Raw genomic sequence first — 20,273 nt, 5'->3', positions numbered from 1 at the left:
CCGTGGTGGTGCGGTCCGGACGAGAGGGAGGTCGCCGTGCAGCTCAGACCAGGTCTGCGGGTCCTGCGGCGCGCGCACGACGAGGTGCAGGTCGGCACCGACCCCCGCTGGGCGGTCCGCGTGACCGGCCTCGCGCCGGATCAGGTTGACGCCCTGCTCGCGCCCGGGGGTCGGGCGCTGGACGGCCGGCTGCCGGGCGTCGTGCTGGACCGGCTCGGCGTCGCCGGACTGCTGCGCGCCCCGACCCGGCCCAGCCGGCTCGTCGTCCCGGCGCTCGCCCCCGAGGTGGTCGGCCACGGGCTCGCCCGCGCGGACGGGGACGTCGTCGCGGCGCTGCGCCGGCGCAGCGCCGCGGTGGTCTCGGTCGCCGGGCTGGACCGGGTCGGTCTCGGTGTCGCGGTGACCCTCGCGGCCTCGGGCGTCGGCTGCCTGCACCTGGACGACGACCGCCCCGTGCGCCCGGAGGACGTGTGCGGCGGGCTGACCGCGGACGACGTCGGGCGACCGCGCGCCCACGCGGCGGCGGACGCGCTCGCACGGGCCGCGCCACGGGTCCGCGTCCGGCGCGAGCGGGGTGGCCGGGCGCCGGACGTCGTCGTCACCGCAGCGACCGACGCGGTCGACCCCGTCGCGGCACTGGCGCTCGTCGCGGCCGACGTGCCGCACCTGCCGGTGGTGAGCCGCGAGGCAGACTGCGTGGTCGGGCCGTTCGTGGCGCCGCCGGTGCCCGGACCCGCGCAGACCCGGCCGCCCGCGCCGTGCCTGCGGTGCCTCGACCTGCACCGCGCGGCGGCGGACCCGGCGTGGCCGACGGTGCTGGCCCAGCTCACGGCACCGCACCGCCCGCCGGTCACCGGCCCGACCGCGGCGGTCGCCGCCGTCGCCGCGGGGCTCGCGGCGGCCGAGGTCCTCGCCCACCTCGACGGCGACCGGCCGCGGACCGTGGGCGCGCAGTACGAGGTCCCCGTGCCCGACGCGGTCCCCCGACGACGGGTCTGGGCGGCGCACCCGGAGTGCGGGTGCGCCGCCCTGGTGTGACGACGGCCGGTGCCGTGCCGGCCGGTGCGGTGCCGGTCGGTGCGGTGCCGGTCGGTGTCGTGCCGGTCGGTGTCGTGCCGGTCAGGCCGCCGGGCTGGCGTCTTTGCGGGGCCGGCCGCGACCGCGCTTGACCGCGACGACCTGACCGCCGACGAACACCTCGCCGCCCCAGACGCCCCACGGCTCCTCGCGCTCGACGGCGCCGGCGAGGCACCCCTCGAGCAGCGGGCAGGTCCGGCACAGCGCCTTGGCCTGCTCGACGTCGGCGGTGCGCTCGGCGAACCAGAAGCTCGGGGTCGTTGGACCGGCACGGGATCATGCCGGCGACGAGCGCGTCGAACTGCGCGTCGGCGACGGTGGCGGCCTCGGCAGGGGGCCAGGGTCCGGATCCGCCCTGGTTGACCGTGTCGAGCAGCGTCGTGAGCCGCACGATGTCCTCCTGATGACTTGCGGGTTGAGCGTGGGAGCGGTGGATCCGCTGCCGGCTCTCCCCGCCATCAGGTCGGGAAAGACGAAAGCCGCGGAATCCGGTGGACTCCGCGGCCAGGTCGGTCGGTCATCGACTCAGATGACCGGACCTCCTGGGACGGAGTCGGGGGCGATCGCGAGATCGCGAGCACGCAGGCGGGCAGCCGTGCCGCGCACGCCGCCGAAGCCGAGGGCAGTGCCCGTGGACCGGCCGACGCCGGACAGAGCGGTGCCCTGGACGGAGCCGAAGGTGGGTGCGTGGAACGGCAGCGCCACAGCGCCGTACGCGTTCGTCATGTTCTTCACAGCACTCCACCTCCTCACGCTCTCGGGCCCCGCTGCGCCTGGCGCAGCACGACCTTCCATCAGGACTCGTTCACCGTAGAGGGGCCCGGGCGGGCCGCACAACCGAATTAACCGACGAACTTCCGACGAGCTTCTGCCACGTCGCCCGCGGCACCGCCGCCGGGCCCTGCGGACGGCCGCCGACCCGCCACGATCGCCAGCAGGTCGGGGCCGTACCGGTCGATCTTCGCCGGCCCGATGCCCTGCACCCGGGCGAGCTCGGGCACCGACGCGGGCTTGAGCTCCGCGATGGCGGCGAGCGTCGCGTCGCCGAGCACCGTGTAGGTCGGCTTCGCGGTCGCCCGGGCGAGGTCCGCGCGCCACACGTGCAGCGCGGCCAGCAGCTCCGCGTCGAGCTTCCCCGTCAGGCGTGGCACCGCCGGCGCCCGGCCCTCGCCGAACCGCGCGCGTCCCTCCTGCGGCCACAGGCCGTCGAGGAACCGCGAGCGCCGCCGGCTCGCGCGGCCGCCCGGCGTGCGCGACCGGCCGTAGGACAGCTCGAGGTGCAGCCGCGCGCGGGTGATCCCGACGTACAGCAGCCGACGCTCCTCCGCGAGGTCGGCCGCGGTGTCGGCGGACCCCCACGGGACCAGCCCGTCGCTCAGCCCCGCCAGGAACACCGCGTCCCACTCCAGGCCCTTGGCCGCGTGCAGCGACGCGAGCGTCACGCCCTCGACGGTCGGCGCGTGCTGGGCGGCGGCGCGCTCGTCGAGGTCCGCGATGAGGTCGGCCGTCGTCGCGACGGTGCCCGCGCGCTCGGCCGCGGCGGCCAGGTCGTCGGCGAGCGCGACGAGCGCGTTGATCGTGTCCCACCGCTCACGGGCGGCACCCCGGGCCGCGGGCGGCGCGTCGGTCCACCCCGCCGAGCGCAGGGCGTCGCGGACGGTCTCCGGCATCGGGGTGTCGGCGTCCGCCGCGACCGCCGCACCACGCAGCCGCACGATCGCCTCGCGGACCTCCTTGCGCGCGAAGAACCGCTCCCCGCCGCGCAGCACGTACCCGATGCCGACGTTCGCGAGCGCCTGCTCGAACGCCTCGGACTGGGAGTTGGTCCGGTACAGCACCGCGATCTCGCTGGGCCGGGTGCCCGCCGCGACGAGGCGGCCGATCCGGGTGGCGATGCCCGCCGCCTCGGCCTCGTCGTCGTCGTACACGGCGAACCGCACCGGGCTGCCCGAGGGCCGCTGCGCGATCAGCTCGAGCGGCTCCCACCGGGCCGACCCGCGCGGCGCCCGGCGCAGGACCTCGTTCGCGAGACCCACCACCTGCGGCGTCGACCGGTAGTCGCGCACCAGGCGGACGACCTGGGCCTGCGGGTGCTCGGCGGTGAACCGGGTGAGGTAGTGCGGCGTCGCACCCGCGAACGAGTAGATCGTCTGGCTCGGGTCGCCGACGACGCACAGCTCGTCCCGGCCGCCCAGCCACTGGTCCAGCAGGAACTTCTGCAGCGGGGAGATGTCCTGGTACTCGTCGACGACGAACCGCCGGTACTGGTGCCGGATCTCGTCCGCGACCAGCCGGTTCTCCACGAGCATCCCGGACAGCAGCCAGAGGATGTCCTCCATGTCCATCACGCCGCGCGCGTCCTTGGCGTCCTCGTACGCGGTGATGAGCCGGGCGACGACCTGGTGGTCGTGCCCCGCCGGGGCCGGCCGGTCCGCCGCGACCGCGGCGCGCACGTAGTCCTCCGAGGTGATCCGGGAGACCTTCGCCCACTCGATCTCCGAGGCGAGGTCGCGCACGGACACGCGGTCGACCGACAGCCCGAGCCGGTGGCACGCGTCCGCGACCACCGGGGCCTTCTGCGCCAGCACCTCCGGCACCGGGCCGCCGACGACCTTCGGCCAGAAGTACCGCAGCTGCCGCAGCGCCGCGGAGTGGAACGTCCGCGCCTGGACGCCCGCGACCCCGAGGTCGCGCAGCCGGGTCCGCATCTCCCCTGCGGCGCGCGCGGTGAACGTCACCGCCAGGACGCTGGCCGGTGCGTACACCCCGGTCCGCACCCCGTACGCGATCCGGTGCGTGATCGCGCGCGTCTTGCCGGTCCCCGCGCCCGCCAGCACGCAGACCGGGCCGGTGAGCGCGCGCGCCACGTCGCGCTGGTCGGGGTCGAGGGCGTCGAGCAGGTCGTCGGCAGACATCGCGGACGATCCTCGCACCTCCCGCCGACACCGGGCCCCTCGTCCCCAGGCCCGGGTGGCGGGTGTGACCGACGGCGCACCGTCGGGGATGATCCTGCGGACGCCCGGCGTTCACCCGGTGCACGACCGCACGCGCACCCTCACCACGAAGGCAGACGATGACCACCACGCAGGACCTGCCCGCCGCGGGCACGATCACGATGTACTCGACCCCCTGGTGCGGCTACTGCCGGCGCCTGAAGACCCAGCTCGACTCCGCGGGCATCGCGTACACGGAGGTCGACATCGAGCAGCAGCCCGAGGCCGCCGCCTACGTGGAGCAGGTCAACGGCGGCAACCAGACCGTGCCGACGGTGCTGTTCCCGGACGGCTCCGCCGCGACGAACCCGTCCCTCGTGCAGGTCCGCGAGCGCCTCGGCGCCTGACCCGGCGCCTGACCCGGCGCCTGCCCGCACCGGGACGACGAGCGCGCCTCCTCGCGGGGGCGCGCTCGTCGCGTGCGGGCGCGTTCGCCACGCGTCAGGGGGTCAGGGGGTCGCGCTGTCCGGCGGGGGCGTCGCGTCGGTGGGCGGGGTGGCCGCGCGGCGGCGCTGACGGCGCCCGCCCGGTCGCGGGGCCTCGGGCTCGTCGGCGGGGGTGGCGTCGGCCGTGGGCTCGTCGACACGGGGCTCGTCGACACGGGGCTCGTCGACACGGGGCTCGTCGGCGGGCGCGCGGTCGCGGCGGCGGCGGCTCGTCGGCGCGGCGGCTGCGGTGGTCGGTGCCGGGGCCGGGGCGGGGGTGCTCGCGGCGCCAGGCGCGTCCGCCGGCGCCGTCCCGGCCGACCAGCGGTCCCCGCCCGCGGGGCCCGCGGGCAGCTCGCCACCGAACCAGTCCTCGATCAGCGCCCGGGCGATCGACGTGCCCGGCGGCAGCGCGACGGTGCCCGCGGCGACCTCGGCGCGCAGGGTGGCGCGGTCGAACCAACGGGCCGCGCGCAGCTCGTCGCCGTCGACGGTGATGTCGGTGGTGAGCGCCTTCGCCCGGAAGCCCAGCATGAGCGACGCGGGGAACGGCCAGGGCTGGCTGCCGCGGTACTCGACGTCGCCGACGACGACCGCCGACTCCTCGCGCACCTCGCGGCGGATCGCGTGCTCGACGGACTCGCCCGGCTCGACGAAGCCCGCCAGGGTCGAGAACCGGTGCTCCGGCCACGCCGTCGAGCTGGCCAGCAGCAGCCGGTCCTCGTCGTCGACGACGGCCATGATGACCGCCGGGTCGGTGCGCGGGTAGTGGTCGCTGCCGTCGGCGGGGCACCGGCGGACCCAGCCGCCCTGCACGGGCAGCGTCGCCTCGCCGCAGCGCGGGCAGCGCGGGTGCCGGACGTGCCACTCGTAGAGCGCCACCGCCGCGGTCGCGAGCCCGGCGTCGCGGGCGGACAGCTCCGACCCGACCTCGCGCAGGGCCGTCCACACGTGCCCCGGTGGCAGCGCGGCGGTCCCGTCCTCGGGCACGTGGTGCGCGAGGTAGGCGGGTCCGTCGGGCCGGGGCTCGCCGGGGGCCGCCCCGGGGACCTGGTCGGCGTCGTCGTAGCCGAGGAACGCCCAGCGGTCCTCGAGCGAGCCCGTCGGGGCGCGCAGGGCGGCCTCCTGCGGGGAGTACAGGGCGAGCGTCCGGCGCCGGCCGCGGTGACGGGTGACGACCCGCCCGCCGGAGACGAGCAGCACGCGGGTCGAGTCGTCGTCGATCAGCGCGGTCAGCAGGCCCTCGTCGCCGCGGCGGTCCGCGGCCCGGTCCGTGACCGTCCGCGACAGGGGGAGGTCGGAGGCGAACACGTCGCCACCGTACGCGTCGCGGCGCCGGGTCGCAGGCGCCGCCGCCCGTCGGGACGGACACGCCGGGGTGTGTGCGGCCCGCCGTCGCGGCCCGTCCGGCCTACCCTGGGGCGGTGCGTTCACCCCTCGCCCTGGCTGCCCTCGCGACCGTCGCCGTCCCCGGCTTCGACGCCCGCGAGGTGCGCGCCGCCTCCGGTGCGGGTGACGACGACGTCGCGCTCGTGACCGACTCCCAGCGCCGGCACTGGGTGGTGCGGGCGCCGCGCAGCGCCGCCGCGGGTGCGGCCCTGGAGGCCGAGCTCGCGCTGCTGGCGGCGCTCGCCGAGCAGGTCGACGCCGGTGCGCTGCCGTTCGACGTGCCGCGCGTGGTCGGTGCCGCCCCGCTCGAGGAGGGCGGCCGCGTGGTCGTGCACCGCGAGCTCGGCGGCCGACCCGTCGCCCTGGACCACCTCGCGCCCGGCCCGGGGGTCGCCGCGTCGCTGGGCCGGTCGATCGCCGCGCTGCACGAGCTTCCCGGTCGCCGTCGTCGAGGACGCGGGCCTGCCGGTGTACGACGCCGCCGCCTACCGGGCGCGCCGGCTCGCGGAGGTCGACGAGGCCGCCCGCACCGGCCGGGTCCCCGCGTCGCTGCTGCGCCGGTGGGAGGAGCGCCTCGAGGACGTCTCGCTGTGGCGGTTCAGCCCGACGGTCGTCCACGGCGACCTGTCCGCGGACCACGTGCTGGCCGCCGACGGCGCCGTGACGGGCGTGCTGTCCTGGGGCGAGGCCAAGGTCGCCGACCCCGCCGACGACCTCGCGTGGCTGCTGGTCGCCGCCCCGCAGGACGCGGTCGACTCGATCCTCGAGGCCTACCAGCTCCGCCGCACCGAGCTGACCGACCCGCACCTCGCGGAGCGCGCGCTGCTCGCCGGGGAGCTGGCGCTCGCCCGCTGGCTGCTCTACGGCGTGCGCGCCGGCGACGACGAGGTGGTCGCCGACGCGGTGCAGATGCTCGACGAGCTCGACGAGCAGACCCGCGACGTCCCGGAGCCGGGCCCCGTCACGCCCTGACCGGTCACGCCCTGATCCGGCACGCCCCGACGCGGCACGCTCACCGCGGCGGCGCGGCCCCGTCCTCCTGCGTCGCCGCGAGCAGCAGGCGCTCGATCTCGTCCGCCCCGAGCAGCCGCTCGGGACGCACCGTGCGGCCGGCGCCGACGTAGCAGAACGCGGCGCCCACCCGGTCGAGCGGCACCCCCGTCCAGCGCGACCACGCGAGGCGGTAGACGGCGAGCTGCAGCTCGCGGACGGCCGCCGACCCGGCGTCGCTCGGGGGTGCCCCCGTCTTCCAGTCCACGACGACCACGGCCCCCGGCACGTCCGGGCGGTCGGGGTCGGGGAACACCGCGTCGATCCGCGACCGCAGGACGTAGCCGCCGACCGTCGTCTCGACGTCGACCTCCACGGCGACGGGCTCCAGCGCGGCCCACGGGGTCGCCAGGAACGCGGCCCGCAGCGCGGCCTCGTCGGCGTCCACCGAGACCGAGTCGTCGTCGGCGCCGGGCAGGTCGTCGAGGTCGACCAGCGTCGGTGCCCCGTAGAACCCCTCGACCCACGCGTGGAACTGCGTGCCGCGCCGGGCCTGCGGCGACGGACGGTTCGGGACGGGCCGGCGCAGGGCGCGCGCGAACTCGCCGCGGTCCGCCGCGAGCCGCACCACGGCGGAGGCGGACAGGTGCGCGGGCAGCTCGACCTCCGGGCGCGGACGGGACTCGGCCTCGCGCTCGGCGAGCAGCAGGTCGACGACGCGGTCCCAACCACCCGGGGCGGCGGCCTCGCGCGCGGCGGCCCGCACCTCCGGCGGGACGGCGAGCGCCGCGCGCACCGCGTCGGCCGCCGACTCGACCGCCGGGCGGCGGGACGGGGACCCGTCGCCCGCGACGGCGAACGGGTCCACCGGCCACGTCGTGGTCGCGGCCTCCTGGGTGCGCGGGTTGTCCACGCCGTCGTCGGGCTGCACCGCCCAGGACGCGACCCGCGCGAGGCCCGCCTCGACGACCTCGGTGAGGAACAGCGACGGCGCGCGCAGCCGGCTGCCGTCGCCCCACCACGCGCCGGTGAGCAGGAGCGCCGAGCGGGCGCGGGTGAACGCCACGTACGCGAGCCGGCGCTCCTCGGCGACCTGGTGGTCCCCGGCGTCGCGGAGGAACTGCTTGCGCCGCTCCTCCAGGTCCTTGGGGTCGGCGGCGCCCGCGAGGACGAGCTCCGGCAGGTCGTGCCGGTCGCCGCGCAGCGGGTAGGGCAGCTCGCCGAGGCCGGTCAGCCAGGCGGAGTCGGTCGGGCCGTCCTTGCCCTGGGTGCGGGTGGCGGGCAGGCCGCCGTCGACGAGGCCGGCGACCGCGACGGCGTCCCACTCGAGGCCCTTGGCCGCGTGCACGGTGATGAGCTGGACGGCGTCGGGGTCGGGCTCGGCGACGGGCATGTCGAGGCCGTGCTCGTGCGCGTCGGCGGACTCCAGCCAGGCGAGGAACCCGCCGAGGCTCGGGTCGTCGGTGGCGTCGGCGTACCGCACGGCGACCTCGCGGAACGCGTCGAGGTGCGCGCGGGCCCGGCCCGGTGCGACGCCGGGGCGGGCGGCGACCTCGATGTCCAGGCCCCAGAGCCGCTCGGCGTGGCCGACGAGCTCGGGCAGCGACAGGTACGCGTGCTGGCGGACGGCGCGCAGCACCTCACCGACCGCGGTGACCCGGGCGAGGCCGCCCGGGGTGAGCGAGCGGCCCGCGGGGCTGGTCCAGCCGGGGGGCGGCGGGGCGTCGACGGCGTCCACGATGCTGCGCTCGTCCACCACGTCGGCCACCACGGGGTCGGCGGGCACGGGGTCGGCGGGCGCGGGGTCGGCGGGCGCGGGGTCGGTGGGTGCGGCGGCGTCGGGGGACCCGGACCGGGTGCCGTCGGCGGGCGCCGTCGACGGGGCCCGGTCGCGGGCGAGCGCGGCGGCGGCCCGCGGGTCGAGGCCCCGGGCCTGGTGCGCGGACCAGTCCGCGAGGGCGTGCAGGTCGGCCGCGCCGAGCCGGGTCCGGGCGCCGGTGAGCAGCCGCATGAGGGCGTCGCCCCGCGACGGGTCGTGGGACGCCTGGAGCAGGGCGACGAGGTCGACGACCTCGGGGGTGGCGAGCAGCCCCCCGAGCCCCACGACCTCGACCGGCAGCCCGGCCGCGCGCAGCGCCCGGTGGATCACGGGGAACTGCGCGCGCTTGCGGCAGAGCACCGCGGCGGTGACCCGCGCCCCGCCCGGTGCGGGGGCGCCGCCGTCGACCCCGGGCCCGCCCTCGGGGCGCCACCGCGCGACGACGAAGTCCGTGACGGCCTGCGCCTCCTCCTCCAGCGTCGGGGCGAGGTGCGCGACGACGTCGCCGGGGCCGGCTCCGGGGCGCGCGTCCAGCGTCGGCAGCGCGACCCGGGCCCGCTCGGCCCGGCGCAGCGGGGCGGCGACGTGGTTCGCGGCGTCGAGCACGGCGACGTCGTTGCGCCACGACGTCGAGAGCGCGAACACCGCGGCGGGCCGCCGGTCCCCGTCGTCGGCGACGTCGGGGAAGTCCGTCGGGAACCGCTCCAGCCCGCCGGCGCTGGCACCCCGCCAGCCGTAGATGGACTGGTGCGGGTCGCCGACCGCCGTGACGGGGTGCCCGCCGCCGAACAGGGCGGACAGCAGCACGAGCTGCGCGTAGGAGGTGTCCTGGTACTCGTCGAGCAGGACCACGCGGAACCGCGCCCGCTCCCCCGCGGCGACCTCGGGCACGTCGCGGGCGAGCCGCGCGGCGATCGCCACCTGGTCGCCGAAGTCGAGCGCGTCGACCGCGCGCTTGCGGTCCCGGTACGCCGCGACGAGGTCGAGCATCCGCTGCCGCTCGCGCAGCGACCCGACGAGCTCGCGCACCTTCGCGTACGGCGCGCGCGGCGGGGTGCCGGGCGGGGTGGCCTCGATCGCGTCGACGAGGTCGTCGATCCCCCGGCGGGCGGTGCCCGCGTCGAGCAGGTGCTCGTCGAGCGCGCCGGACAGGGTGAGCACCGCCTCGACGACGGTGGAGACCGCCGCGGCCGAGTCGAGGTCCGCCGTCCACGACTCCACGACCTCGCTGGCGAGCTGCCACTGCGCCGCCTCGCCGAGCAGCCGGGCCGCGGGCTCGACGCCGAGCCGCAGGCCGTGGTCGGCGACCAGGGACGCCGCGTAGGCGTTGTAGGTCGAGATGGTCGGTCGCGCCACGGTGAGCAGCGCCGCGCCGCCGTCGGCGCCGTCCTCCGCGACCGAGAGCCCGGGCAGGTGCACCCCCTCGGTCGCCGCGGCGCGCGCGAGGTGCCGCAGCCGGCGCCGCACCCGCTCGGCGAGCTCGCCGGCGGCCTTGCGCGTGAAGGTGAGCCCGAGCACCTCCTCGGGCGCGACCAGGCCGTTGGCGAGCAGCCACACCACCCGGGCGGCCATGGTCTCGGTCTTGCCGGACCCGGCGCCCGCGACCACCAGGGCCGGGCGCAGCGGGGACTCGATGACCGCGACCTGCTCGTCCGTCGGCAGGTCGCGCCGCAGCAGGCGGGCGATGTCCTGCGCGGACAGGCGCGGGCGGTCGCCGCCGGCGGCGCGGTCAGGGGTCGGGCCGGCGGCGGGCGGCGACGTCGGGGAGAGGGTCATCCGACGACCTGCCCGCCCTCGTCGCGCAGCGGGCAGGACCGGCGCACGGGGCACCGGTCGCACAGCGGGTTCGCCGTCGCGGCGAACGACGACGCGGCCATCCGCTCCGCCACCTCCTCGATGTGGGTGCGCGCCCAGGAGGGCGCGTCCGGGCTGTCCGGCCCGAGCGCCGGCTGCTCGCGCAGCGCCGCCCTGGCCTTGTTGACGTCGGACACGAACACGAGCTGGGCGCCGGCGCTGCGCGACCCGGGGGGCAGCCCCTCGACCGCGCCGGCGTCCACCGCGAGCTGGTAGGCGCCGAGCTGCGGGTTGGTCGTGGCCTCCTGCGCGGACGGCGCGGACCGGCCGGTCTTGAGGTCGACGACCCGGACCGTGGGTGGGGCGGGCTCCGGGTCGGTGCCCTCGGGTCCGGTACCGCCGTCGTCGGCGCGCTCGACCCGGTCCAGGGAGCCGCGCACCAGCGCACGGTCCAGCGCGAGCTCGAACCGCGCCTCCACGGCCAGCGGCTCCCCCGCCTGCGCGAGGTAGGACGCGAGCCGCTCGACCATCGCCTCGGCCCGACGCCGCTCGAGCGTCGCGGGCCAGCCGTCGCCCAGCCCGAGCTCGGGCCAGCGCCGGTCGAGCTCGGCGAGCAGCTCCGCCCGACCGCCGCGCGGGTACGTCTGCGCGAGGGCGTGCACCAGCGTGCCGAGGGACTGCCGCGCGCTGCTCGGCGCCGTGCCGCCCGCCGCCTCGAGGGCCCAGCGCAGGGTGCAGGTGCCGGCGGTCTCGATCCGCGACGGCGACACCGGCACCCGCAGCCCGGGGCCGTACAGGGGCGCGTCGCTGGAGGGCTCGACGAGGCCGTGCCACTCGGCGGGGTCGGCTCCGGGCACGCCCGCGTCGGCGAGCCGGGCGAGCACCGCGGCCGCCTCGGCGTCCGTCCGGCCCCACCGCACGGACTGCTCCAGCCGGGCGCGCAGCTGCGCGACGAGCCCCGCAGGTCCAGGGGCGCGGGCGCCGACGTGCGGCGCGGGTCGTCGTCCTCGTCGCACGGCTCCACCAGGTCGAGGAACGGGGACGGCTGGTCGTCCTCGTCGGACACGGCGGTGACCAGCAGCGTGCGCCGGGCGCGGGACACGGCGACGTGGAACGACCGGAAGCTCGTCGGCCAGCACCGCGGCGCGCGCGGCGGCACCGGCGGCCGCCTGGGCGTGCGCCTGGGCGGCGGCGTCCGCGTGCCGGGGACCGCCGCGGCCGGCGAGCACGTCGACCAGCGCCTGCGACCCGAGCAGGGAGTCGCGCAGCCGCAGGTCCGGCCACACCCCCTCCTGCACCCCCGCGACGGCCACCACGTCCCACTCGCGACCGGCGGCGCCTGCGGGCGTGAGCACCTGCACCGCGTCCCGGCGGGCCCGCGCGGCGATCGTGTCGGACGGCAGCTCCTGCGCCTCGACCCACTCCAGGAACGCGGCGGCGCGCGCCTGGGGCATCCGGTCGACGAACGTCTCGGCGGCGCGGAACAGCGCGAGCGCCGCGTCGAGGTCGCGGTCCGCGCGCGCGGCGCCCGGCCCGCCGGCGAGCGCCGAGCGGCGCCACGGTTCCGCCAGCCCCGACGCGTCCCACAACGCCCACAGCACCGTCTGCGCGTCGGCGCCCGGGGCGGCGGCAGCAGCACGACCCGCCTCCAGGACGGTGGCGAGCCGCGCGACCGGCCGGCGGACCGCCGACGGCAGCAGGGCCGCGCGGGCGGGCGAGCCCAGGACCTCGACCAGCAGGTCGTCGCTGGCCCGCCCGCCGCCGCCCGCGACCTCCTCGGCACGCAGCGTGCGGCGCAGCCGGCGCAGGCCGACCGCGTCCAGCCCGCCGAGCGGCGAGCAGCACAGCCTTGCCGCGAGCTCGGCGTCCAGGGCGGCGCCGCCGGCGTCCGGGCCCAGCGCGCACCGCAGCGCGTCCAGCAGCGGACGCACCGCGGGCTCGTCGCGCAGCGGCACGTCGCTGCCGACCACCGACACCGGCACCGACGCGGCGCCCAGCGACCGGCGCAGCGCCGTCACCTGACCACCCGACCGGGCGATCACGGCCATCTGCGCCCACGGCACGCCGTCCTCGAGGTGCGCGCGGCGCAGGGCGTGCGCGATCCAGGCGGCCTCCTGCGCGGCGCTCGGCAGCACGGCGGCACGCACCGCCTCGGTGTCCGCCGCCGGGGCGTCGTGCGCCGGACCCTCGTGCTGCGCCGGGACCTCGTGCTGCGCCGGGACCTCCCGCGCCACGGGCAGCGCCCGCCGGTGCGCGGCTCCGCCGACGACCGCGATCCGCTCGGCGACCCGACCCGCGACCGCCCGCAGCGCCGACCCGTGCCGCCGCACCCCGTCGAGCACCAGCCGGTGCGCGCCGAGCTCGCCCGGACCGTCGCCGTGGACGTCGGCGCGCCCGACGAGGGCCGGCGTCGCGCCGCGGAACGTCTGCACCGCGGAGTCCGGGTCGGCGAGCAGCAGCAGACGCGCGCCGTCGTCCTGCAGCACCCGCAGGAACCGCGCGGTCGCCTCGGTCGCCTCCTGGTAGTCGTCCACGACGACGAGCCGACACCGCGGGCGCGGGTGCCCCGGCAGCTCCTCCTCCCAGGCGAGCAGCGCCTCGGCGGCCTCCTCGACGACCACGGCCGGGTCGAGCCGGGCGCCCGCGTCGGGGGTCCCCGCGCGCAGCGTCGTCACGTCCAGGTACTCCGCGTACAGCGCCGCGGCGGACACCCACTCGGGGCGATGGTGCCGCTCCCCGAGCAGCGCGAGGTCCTCCGGCGCGAGCCCCCGCTCGGCGGATCGCATGACGAGGTCACGCAGCTCGCCGCGGAACGAGCGCAGCCCGATCGCCTCGGGCGGCACGCCGTCCGGCCAGCGCAGCGGCACGCCCTCACCCGCCGCGTGCCCCGCCAGCAGCTCCGCGAGCGCCAGGTCCTGCTCGGGGCCGGAGATGAGCGTCGGGGCCGGGTCGCCGAGCAGCGCGGCGCGGGCGCGCAGGACCGCGAACGCCGCGGCGGGCGCCGTGCGCACCATCGCCTGGCCCGTGGTCCGCCGGACGCGCGCGCCGATCCGGTCCCGCAGCTCCGCCGCCGCGCGCCGGCCCGCGGCCAGCACCAGCACCTCGTCGGGCGTCGGCGCGCCGGGTGACGGGAGCAGGGCGTCCTCGTCCGCGCCGAGGACGGCGGCCACGGCCTCGACGGCGAGGACCGACTTGCCCGTGCCCGCGGCGCCGACCACCAGCAGGGCGGGGTCCGCGCCGGTGACCAGGCGGTCCACCACGGCCTGCTGGTCCGCGCCGAGGCGCACCGGTGGCGGCACGTCGGCGAGCGCCGGCCGCACCAGCCGCAGGCCGGGCGCGCCGGACGGCGCGTCGGCGGGGACGGCGGGGGTCGGGGTCACGGCCCGATCCCATCACACGCCACCGACACCGGGCCGCCGCCCGGACCGCTCCGAACCGCCCGGGACCTGCCCGTGGCCGGCCCGTGGCCGACCCGGGGACGCTGGCTATCATCGCCCGATGGACCACCCCTCGCCCGGCCACGGCCGTCCGGTGCGCATGCCCCGCGCGGTCCGCCGCGCGCAGGTGCTGGCGATCGCGCAGGAGCTGTTCACCTCCGAGGGCTTCCACCACGTGTCGATGGACGACATCGCGGACCGCGCCGAGGTCAGCAAGCCGGTGCTCTACCGGCACTTCCCGTCCAAGCTCGACCTGTACCTCACGGTGGTGGACGCGCGCGGCGACGAGCTGCTGTCCGCCGTGGACGCGGCGGTCGCGATGCACCCGCCCGGCGAGGTCCGGCCGCACGACGCCCGGGCCATCGTCACCGGCGTGGTGCGCGCCTACCTCGACTTCGTGGACGGCGCGGGCGAGTCGTCGGCGCTGCTGTTCGAGTCGGACGTCCGGCACGACCTCGAGGTCCGGGCCCGCGTCGAGCGCGCCACCGAGGCGGTCACCCGGCGGCTCGAGGCGGTGCTGACCGACGTCGCCGGGGTCCCGCGCGGGACGGCGGAGGTGCTCGCACCGTCCCTGGCGGCGATGGCGCAGTCCGCCGCGACCCGCCGGCTGCGCGCCGACGACCGGGCCGGGGCGACGACCGCGCGGGAGACGGCGGCCCTGGTCGCGCGGCTCGCGTGGGGCGGGGTGGCCGACTTCGTGCCGCCGCAGCCCGCGGACGCCGGGCCGCTCTCGGCCGAGGGCGAACGCGGCGCCCCGGACGGACCCGGGGCGCCCGGCCCGGCCTAGGATGACGACGGCAAGGCCCGGACGAGCGAGGAGACGACGAAGCGTGGACATCACGATCGGTGTGCAGAACCTGCCGCGCGAGCTGGTGATCGAGTCGGACCAGACGGCCGACCAGGTCACCGCCGCCGTCACGGAGGCCCTGACCGGCAAGCCGGTCCTCGAGCTGGTCGACAACAAGGGCCGGCGCGTCATCGTGCCGTCCGCGTCGATCGGGTACGTGGAGATCGGCACGGAGTCGAAGGGCCGGGTCGGCTTCGGCGCGATCTGAGCCGCACGACCCCGCACGACCACGGAGCCCCGCACCGGACGGTGCGGGGCTTCGTCGTGCAGCGGCGCGGCCGCGCGACTGCCCGGCCGTGCGGTCGAGCAGGGCGGTCAGGCGGTGAGGCCGAGCCGCGACATCCGGCGGGTGTGCTCCGCGGTGAGCTCGCCGAACAGCCGACCGGGCGCGCCGTCGTCCCCGGCCCCCGCGGGCGGCGCGGCGGGCTCCGTGACGGCGGGGACGTCGTCGGCCGTCGCGGGCGCCTCGCCGCGGCGGGTCACCAGACGCCCCAGCCCGGGGTGCGCCGCCATCGCCTGCTGCACGACGCCCAGCGCCTCGCCGACGAGCCGCCGGCCCCAGAGCGCGAGCCGGGACACCAGCACCTCGTCGTCCGCGCCGGCGGCCTCGAGCTCGCCCACCGCGAGGTTCGCGTGCGCGGCGTCGTCGAGCACGTCGAGCAGAAGCACGCGGGAGCGCTCGTCGACGGTCGCGGCCGCGATCCGGCAGAAGTCGTCGGACACGCCCTCGGCCACGTACGTCCGCAGCAGGCGCTCCCACCAGGTGCTCGGCTGGGTGCGGGAGTCGAAGTCCTCGAGCAGGCGGGCGTACGCGCCCAGGCACTCCTCGGGGTCGCCGCCGAGCTCGACCACGCGCACGAGCACCCGGTCGCGACGGTCGACCGCGGCGGCGGCGAGCCGGCTGAGCACCAGCTGCTGCGCCGTGCTGGGCGCCACGCTCGCGTCCTCGGCGAGCCGGTTGAACGCCACGTGCTGCAGGTGGGCGACCAGCCCGAGCAGCTCGACGGTGTCCGCGGAGTCGGCGCCGGGGGCGGGCGTCGACGGCTGCGGCTGTGCTTCGGGGGCGGCCTCGGTCATCCGTGCAGCGTAGCGCCGCGGTGGACACCGGCCCGTAGGATGGACGGAGCTGAGGGCATCGGGACGCGACCTGGAGGCGGGGAGGCGCGTCACCCGTTCCGCGCACCCGGAGGTGCCCTCGTGTCCGCCCTGCACGCCTACGCCCGCCTGTTCCGGCTGGCCGGTCCCGCCTACGTCCTGGTCGCGTTCCTCGGCCGCCTGCCGATGGCGATGGCCCAGCTCGGCACCCTGCTGCTCGTGTCCACCGCGACCGGCACCTACGGCCTCGGCGGTCTCGCCGCGGGCGCGCTCGCCGTCGCGAACGCGGTCGGCGCGCCCGTCGCCGGCGGCCTCGCCGACCGGTACGGCCAGCGCGTCGTCGTCCTGGTGCAGTCGCTGGCCGGGGCGGCGTCGCTGGCCACGCTGACGCTGCTCGCCCAGCACGGCTCCGGTGCACCCGTCCTGGTCGGGGTCGCCGCGGTGACCGGACTCGTGCTGCCGCAGGTCGGGCCGCTCGCCCGCGTCCGGTGGCGGCCGATCACCGCGAGCACCGGGCCCGAGCAGCGCCGGCTCGTGGACGCCGCGTTCTCGTACGAGGGCGCCGCCGACGAGGCGTCGTTCGCGCTCGGCCCGGCCCTGGTCGGCGTCGTCGCGGTGCTGCTGTCCCCCGCCGGGTCGCTGCTCACCGCAGCCGCCCTGCTCGCGGTGTTCGGGACGGCCTTCGCCCTGCACCCCACGGCCCGCCGGACCACCACCGGCCCGCACGTCCGCGCGACGGGTCGGCTGCTCACGGGCGCGTTCGCGGTGCTGATCGTGGCGCAGTCCGCCGTCGGCGTGCTGTTCGGGTCGATCCAGACCGGCACGACCGTGCTCGCCACGCAGACCGGCCAGCCCGGCCTCGCGGGGCTCATCCACGCGGTGCTCGGCGTCGGCAGCGCCGCGGCGGGCATCGGGACGGCGTTCCTGCCGGCCCGGTTCGGGCACGAGCGCCGGGTCCTGGTCGCCGCCGCGGCGATGGTCGCGCTGTCCTGGCCGCTGCTGCTGGTCGGGACGCTGCCCGCGCTCACCGCGGCGGTCGCGGTGCTCGGGTTCGCCATCGCGCCGTACATGATCGGCGTGTTCACGCTCGGGGAGCACGTCGTCCCGCAGGACCGCGCCGGCGCGGCGATGACGGTGCTCGCGAGCGCGACCGGCATCGGCTACGCCCTGGGCTCGAGCGTCGCGGGCCGGCTCGCCGACCTGTCCGGGCACACCGCGGCGTTCGCCGTGACCTGCACGGCGACCGTGGTCGCCCTGCTGCTCGCCGCGACCCAGCAGCGCCGCCTGGTCACCGCGCTCGCCGGCGCCCGCGCGGCGGCCGGGCCCGACCCGGAGCCGGCCGTCGCCGCGGAGCCCGAGGCCGTCGGGGCGCGCTGAGAGCCCGCGCCGCGCCGCGCCGGACGCTCCGGCGCGGCGTCGGGCGTCGCAGTTCCCGCGCCCGGGGCCGCGCTCCGCGTACCATGACGGTGTACATCGGTTGCCCGGTCGTCTCGACCTCGGTGCTCCGAGCGCGCCGCGCCGCCCCAGGCGTCGCCGGCCGCCCTCGACTGACCTGCACGATCGGCTGCCGGACCACCTGTGGCGATGCCCGTCGCGGACCCCTCCTGGGCGCGACGCGCGGCACGCCACCTTCACGAGTGAAGAGCAGTCCGTGACCTCGACCGAACCCACGACCACCGACGACGCCCTGGCCCCCGAGGACGTCGCGGTGGAGACCATCGTCACCCCGACCGCCGCCTCGGTGCAGGCCGCCGACGTGACCTTCGCGGACTTCGCCGTCCGCCCGGAGATCGTCGCCGCGCTCGCCGACGCCGGCATCACCACCCCGTTCCCGATCCAGGCGATGACCCTGCCGGTGGCCCTCTCCGGCCACGACATCATCGGCCAGGCCAAGACCGGCACCGGCAAGACCCTCGGCTTCGGCGTCCCGCTGCTGCACCGCGTGGTCGCCCCGGACGAGGAGGGCTTCGACGCCTTGCCCGCCCCCGGCAAGCCGCAGGCTCTCGTCATCGTCCCGACCCGCGAGCTCGCGGTGCAGGTCGCCGGCGACCTGGAGACCGCCTCGAAGCGCCGCTCGGTGCGCATCTGCCTGCTCTACGGCGGTCGCGCCTACGAGCCGCAGATCGACATGCTGCAGCGCGGCGTCGAGGTCGTCGTCGGCACCCCGGGCCGCATGATCGACCTGATGAACCAGGGCCACCTGGACCTGTCGCGCGTCAAGTGCGTCGTGCTCGACGAGGCCGACGAGATGCTCGACCTCGGCTTCCTTCCCGACGTCGAGAAGCTGCTGTCCCGCACCCCCGCGTCGCGGCACACCATGCTGTTCTCGGCCACCATGCCGGGCGCCGTCGTCGCGATGGCCCGCCGCTACATGACGCAGCCGACCCACATCCGCGCCAGCGAGCCGGACGACATCGGCCAGACCGTCAAGAACATCAAGCAGGTCGTCTACCGCGCGCACGCGCTGGACAAGGTCGAGGTGCTGGCCCGCATCCTGCAGGCCGAGGGCCGCGGCCTGACGATCGTGTTCGCGCGCACCAAGCGCACCGCGGCGAAGGTCGCGGACGAGCTGGTCGACCGCGGGTTCGCCGCCGGCGCGCTGCACGGCGACCTCGGGCAGGGCGCCCGCGAGCAGGCGCTGCGCGCGTTCCGCAACGGCAAGGTCGACGTCCTCGTCGCCACCGACGTCGCCGCGCGCGGCATCGACGTGGACGACGTCACGCACGTGGTCAACTACCAGTGCCCCGAGGACGAGAAGACCTACCTGCACCGCACCGGCCGCACCGGCCGCGCGGGCAACAAGGGCACGGCCGTCACGTTCGTCGACTGGGACGACGTCCCTCGCTGGGGCCTGATCGACAAGGCGCTCGAGCTCGGCTTCCCCGAGCCGCAGGAGACGTACTCCAGCTCGCCGCACCTGTTCACCGACCTCAACATCCCCGCCGGCACCACCGGGCGGCTCCCCCGCTCGCAGCGGACCCGCGAGGGCCTGGGCGCCGAGGTGCTCGAGGACCTCGGCGAGACCGGCAAGCGGCACACGTCCGGCCGCGACGCCGACCGCGGCGGCCGCGACGGCGGGCGTGGCGGGCGCGACGGCGGGCGTGGCGGCCGTGACGGCGGCCGTGGTGGCCGTGACGGCGGCCGTGCCCCGCGGGCCGAGGGCGAGGAGCGGGCTCCCCGCGCCGAGGGCGAGGGCCGGCAGCGCCGTCGCCGCGGCGGCGAGCGCGCGGCCGAGGGCACCGAGGCCTCGACCGGCCCCACCGAGGGCTCGACGGGCTCGACCGGCCCCGCCGAGGGTCGCACCGAGGACGGCGCCGCCCCGCGCCGGCGTCGCAACCGCCGCCGCACCCGCAGCGGCGGCGGCGAGCAGGGCGCCGAGCAGGCCCCGGCCACCGAGGCCTGACCCGGACCGCAGCACGCCACGAGGGCGCCCCCACCACCGGTGAGGGCGCCCTCGCGCTGTGCCGAGGTCGCCCGGTGCACGGGGCGACCTCGGCCGGTGGGTGCGAACTCGGCGGGGCGTCAGGGCTCGGGCGTCGGGGGCGGGGGCTGGGTCGCCAGCGCCCAGCGGATCAGGCGGGTCATCCCGTGCCCCGCGGCGCGGGAGACCGTCGCGTCGAGCCACGGCACGTCCGGCAGGCCCAGGGGCCTGCGGGCGGCGCGCGGCAGCCCGGCGACCGCAGCGGCCGCGAGCACGCCGTACGGCACCCGCGCCGCGACCGGCAGCGGCGGGTGCACCAGCAGGAACCGGGCCGCCTCGCGGGCCTCGGGGGTGCCGCGCAGCTCCGGGCGGTACGCGTCGAGCGCGTCGCGCAGCCCGGCGGCGGTCTCGGGCAGGTCGGTGGCGCCGAGCGCGCGCCCGACCCGCGCGCCCTGGGCGACGTAGTCGTCGCAGCCCGCGGCGTCGAGCGGCCGGGCGCCGTAGCGCTGGTGGGCGGTGAGGAACGCGTGCGCCTCGGTGACGTGCACCCAGCGCAGCAGGTGCGGGTCGGAGGCGGCGTAGGGCTCGCCGTCGGCGGTGGTCCCGACGATGCCGTCGTGGATCCGGCGGACCATCCCGATCGCCTGCTGGGCGTGCTCGACGGTGCCGAACGTGGTGACGGCGAGGAACGTGCTGGTCCGCTGCAGCCGTCCCCACGGGTCGCCCCGGTAGCCGGAGTGCGCGGCGACGGCCGCCATCGCGAGCGGGTGCCAGGACTGCAGGAGCAGGGCGGTGAGCCCGCCGACGAACATCGACGCGTCGCCGTGCACCCGGCGGATGGCGTCGTCCGGGCCGAACCAGCGCTCGCCGGGAGTGCCGTGGATGCGGTCGCGGACCTGGGGCCCGCGCGGGCCGGCGACGCGGGCGAACAGCTCGCCGCCGAGCCGGCCGCGCAGCGTGGGGGTGGAGGTGGTCACGCGCCGATC

16 protein-coding genes are annotated in these 20,273 nt (G+C 78.0%); 7 read left to right on the top strand and 9 right to left on the bottom strand.

Translation table 11 applies throughout. The features are described from left to right. The first annotated feature begins 36 nt into the window (after window positions 1–36). Complete coding sequence (locus tag AC1VL8_RS09725; RefSeq protein WP_483075025.1) at window positions 37–1,038, top strand: ThiF family adenylyltransferase; 1,002 nt, start codon at window positions 37–39, stop codon at window positions 1,036–1,038. An 81-nt stretch (window positions 1,039–1,119) separates the two neighbouring features. Here the strand turns inward: AC1VL8_RS09725 and AC1VL8_RS09720 are convergent, their stop codons facing one another. The 3 genes from AC1VL8_RS09720 to AC1VL8_RS09710 form a co-directional block, all read right to left on the bottom strand. After that, on the bottom strand, window positions 1,120–1,281 hold the full coding sequence (locus AC1VL8_RS09720) for a WhiB family transcriptional regulator (protein WP_483076224.1): 162 nt from the start codon (window positions 1,279–1,281) through the stop codon (window positions 1,120–1,122). A gap of 321 nt (window positions 1,282–1,602) precedes the next feature. Beyond that, window positions 1,603–1,812 carry a hypothetical protein gene (locus AC1VL8_RS09715; protein WP_483075024.1) on the bottom strand — a complete coding sequence of 70 codons (210 nt, stop codon included), beginning with the start codon at window positions 1,810–1,812 and terminating at the stop codon, window positions 1,603–1,605. A gap of 107 nt (window positions 1,813–1,919) precedes the next feature. Further along, the gene (locus AC1VL8_RS09710; RefSeq protein WP_483075023.1) at window positions 1,920–3,992 is read right to left on the bottom strand and encodes an ATP-dependent helicase; all 2,073 of its coding nucleotides are present in this window, start codon (window positions 3,990–3,992) and stop codon (window positions 1,920–1,922) included. A 158-nt stretch (window positions 3,993–4,150) separates the two neighbouring features. Between AC1VL8_RS09710 and AC1VL8_RS09705 the strand changes: the two genes are divergently transcribed. Continuing rightward, entirely contained in the window at window positions 4,151–4,417 is a 267-nt protein-coding gene (locus AC1VL8_RS09705; RefSeq protein ID WP_483075022.1) for a mycoredoxin, read from the top strand. A 102-nt stretch (window positions 4,418–4,519) separates the two neighbouring features. Here AC1VL8_RS09705 and nudC read toward each other — a convergent pair whose 3' ends face one another. Further along, window positions 4,520–5,806: an NAD(+) diphosphatase gene (nudC, locus tag AC1VL8_RS09700; protein ID WP_483075021.1), complete on the bottom strand. Its 1,287-nt coding sequence runs from the start codon at window positions 5,804–5,806 to the stop codon at window positions 4,520–4,522. Between the two features lie 119 nt (window positions 5,807–5,925). Beyond that, window positions 5,926–6,312 carry a hypothetical protein gene (locus AC1VL8_RS09695; protein WP_483075020.1) on the bottom strand — a complete coding sequence of 129 codons (387 nt, stop codon included), beginning with the start codon at window positions 6,310–6,312 and terminating at the stop codon, window positions 5,926–5,928. A gap of 40 nt (window positions 6,313–6,352) precedes the next feature. Here AC1VL8_RS09695 and AC1VL8_RS09690 point away from each other — a divergent pair, with 40 nt between their 5' ends. Further along, window positions 6,353–6,856: a phosphotransferase gene (locus AC1VL8_RS09690; RefSeq protein ID WP_483075019.1), complete on the top strand. Its 504-nt coding sequence runs from the start codon at window positions 6,353–6,355 to the stop codon at window positions 6,854–6,856. A gap of 40 nt (window positions 6,857–6,896) precedes the next feature. Here the strand turns inward: AC1VL8_RS09690 and AC1VL8_RS09685 are convergent, their stop codons facing one another. Then, window positions 6,897–10,469, bottom strand: a complete 3,573-nt coding sequence (locus tag AC1VL8_RS09685; protein ID WP_483075018.1) for a UvrD-helicase domain-containing protein — start codon at window positions 10,467–10,469, stop codon at window positions 6,897–6,899. Further along, on the bottom strand, window positions 10,466–13,867 hold the full coding sequence (locus tag AC1VL8_RS09680) for a PD-(D/E)XK nuclease family protein (protein ID WP_483075017.1): 3,402 nt from the start codon (window positions 13,865–13,867) through the stop codon (window positions 10,466–10,468). Before AC1VL8_RS09680 ends, AC1VL8_RS09685 begins: the two co-directional genes overlap by 4 nt. 118 nt (window positions 13,868–13,985) lie before the next feature. On the opposite strand from AC1VL8_RS09680, the gene AC1VL8_RS09675 reads away from it, so the two are divergent. Together AC1VL8_RS09675 and AC1VL8_RS09670 are read left to right on the top strand one after the other, a co-directional pair. Further along, complete coding sequence (locus AC1VL8_RS09675) at window positions 13,986–14,711, top strand: TetR/AcrR family transcriptional regulator (RefSeq protein WP_483075016.1); 726 nt, start codon at window positions 13,986–13,988, stop codon at window positions 14,709–14,711. A gap of 43 nt (window positions 14,712–14,754) precedes the next feature. Continuing rightward, window positions 14,755–14,979: a DUF3107 domain-containing protein gene (locus tag AC1VL8_RS09670; RefSeq protein WP_389226331.1), complete on the top strand. Its 225-nt coding sequence runs from the start codon at window positions 14,755–14,757 to the stop codon at window positions 14,977–14,979. A gap of 107 nt (window positions 14,980–15,086) precedes the next feature. On the opposite strand, the gene AC1VL8_RS09665 is transcribed toward AC1VL8_RS09670, so the two are convergent. After that, complete coding sequence (locus AC1VL8_RS09665) at window positions 15,087–15,848, bottom strand: ferritin-like fold-containing protein (protein WP_483075015.1); 762 nt, start codon at window positions 15,846–15,848, stop codon at window positions 15,087–15,089. Between the two features lie 120 nt (window positions 15,849–15,968). Here AC1VL8_RS09665 and AC1VL8_RS09660 point away from each other — a divergent pair, with 120 nt between their 5' ends. Both AC1VL8_RS09660 and AC1VL8_RS09655 read left to right on the top strand, forming a co-directional pair. Further along, window positions 15,969–17,243 carry an MFS transporter gene (locus tag AC1VL8_RS09660; RefSeq protein ID WP_483075014.1) on the top strand — a complete coding sequence of 425 codons (1,275 nt, stop codon included), beginning with the start codon at window positions 15,969–15,971 and terminating at the stop codon, window positions 17,241–17,243. A 274-nt stretch (window positions 17,244–17,517) separates the two neighbouring features. Further along, window positions 17,518–19,269 carry a DEAD/DEAH box helicase gene (locus AC1VL8_RS09655; RefSeq protein ID WP_483075013.1) on the top strand — a complete coding sequence of 584 codons (1,752 nt, stop codon included), beginning with the start codon at window positions 17,518–17,520 and terminating at the stop codon, window positions 19,267–19,269. Window positions 19,270–19,388: 119 nt separating this feature from the next. Here the strand turns inward: AC1VL8_RS09655 and AC1VL8_RS09650 are convergent, their stop codons facing one another. Beyond that, window positions 19,389–20,264, bottom strand: coding sequence for an oxygenase MpaB family protein (locus AC1VL8_RS09650; RefSeq protein ID WP_483075012.1), 876 nt, complete (start codon window positions 20,262–20,264; stop codon window positions 19,389–19,391). Window positions 20,265–20,273: the final 9 nt, after the last annotated feature.

It is taken from the genome of Cellulomonas sp. KU4C (assembly GCF_056868065.1).
The sequence above is the reverse complement of the archived record's forward strand: the minus strand, read 5'-3'. Positions and strand labels throughout refer to the sequence as shown.

Bases quoted from the DNA above. Each gene is read 5' to 3' on its own strand.
- AC1VL8_RS09705 (WP_483075022.1), top strand. From the start codon at position 4,151: ATGACCACCACGCAGGACCTGCCCGCCGCGGGCACGATCACGATGTAC.
- AC1VL8_RS09710 (WP_483075023.1), bottom strand. From the start codon at position 3,992: ATGTCTGCCGACGACCTGCTCGACGCCCTCGACCCCGACCAGCGCGAC.
- AC1VL8_RS09685 (WP_483075018.1), bottom strand. From the start codon at position 10,469: ATGACCCTCTCCCCGACGTCGCCGCCCGCCGCCGGCCCGACCCCTGAC.
- AC1VL8_RS09665 (WP_483075015.1), bottom strand. From the start codon at position 15,848: ATGACCGAGGCCGCCCCCGAAGCACAGCCGCAGCCGTCGACGCCCGCC.
- AC1VL8_RS09675 (WP_483075016.1), top strand. From the start codon at position 13,986: ATGGACCACCCCTCGCCCGGCCACGGCCGTCCGGTGCGCATGCCCCGC.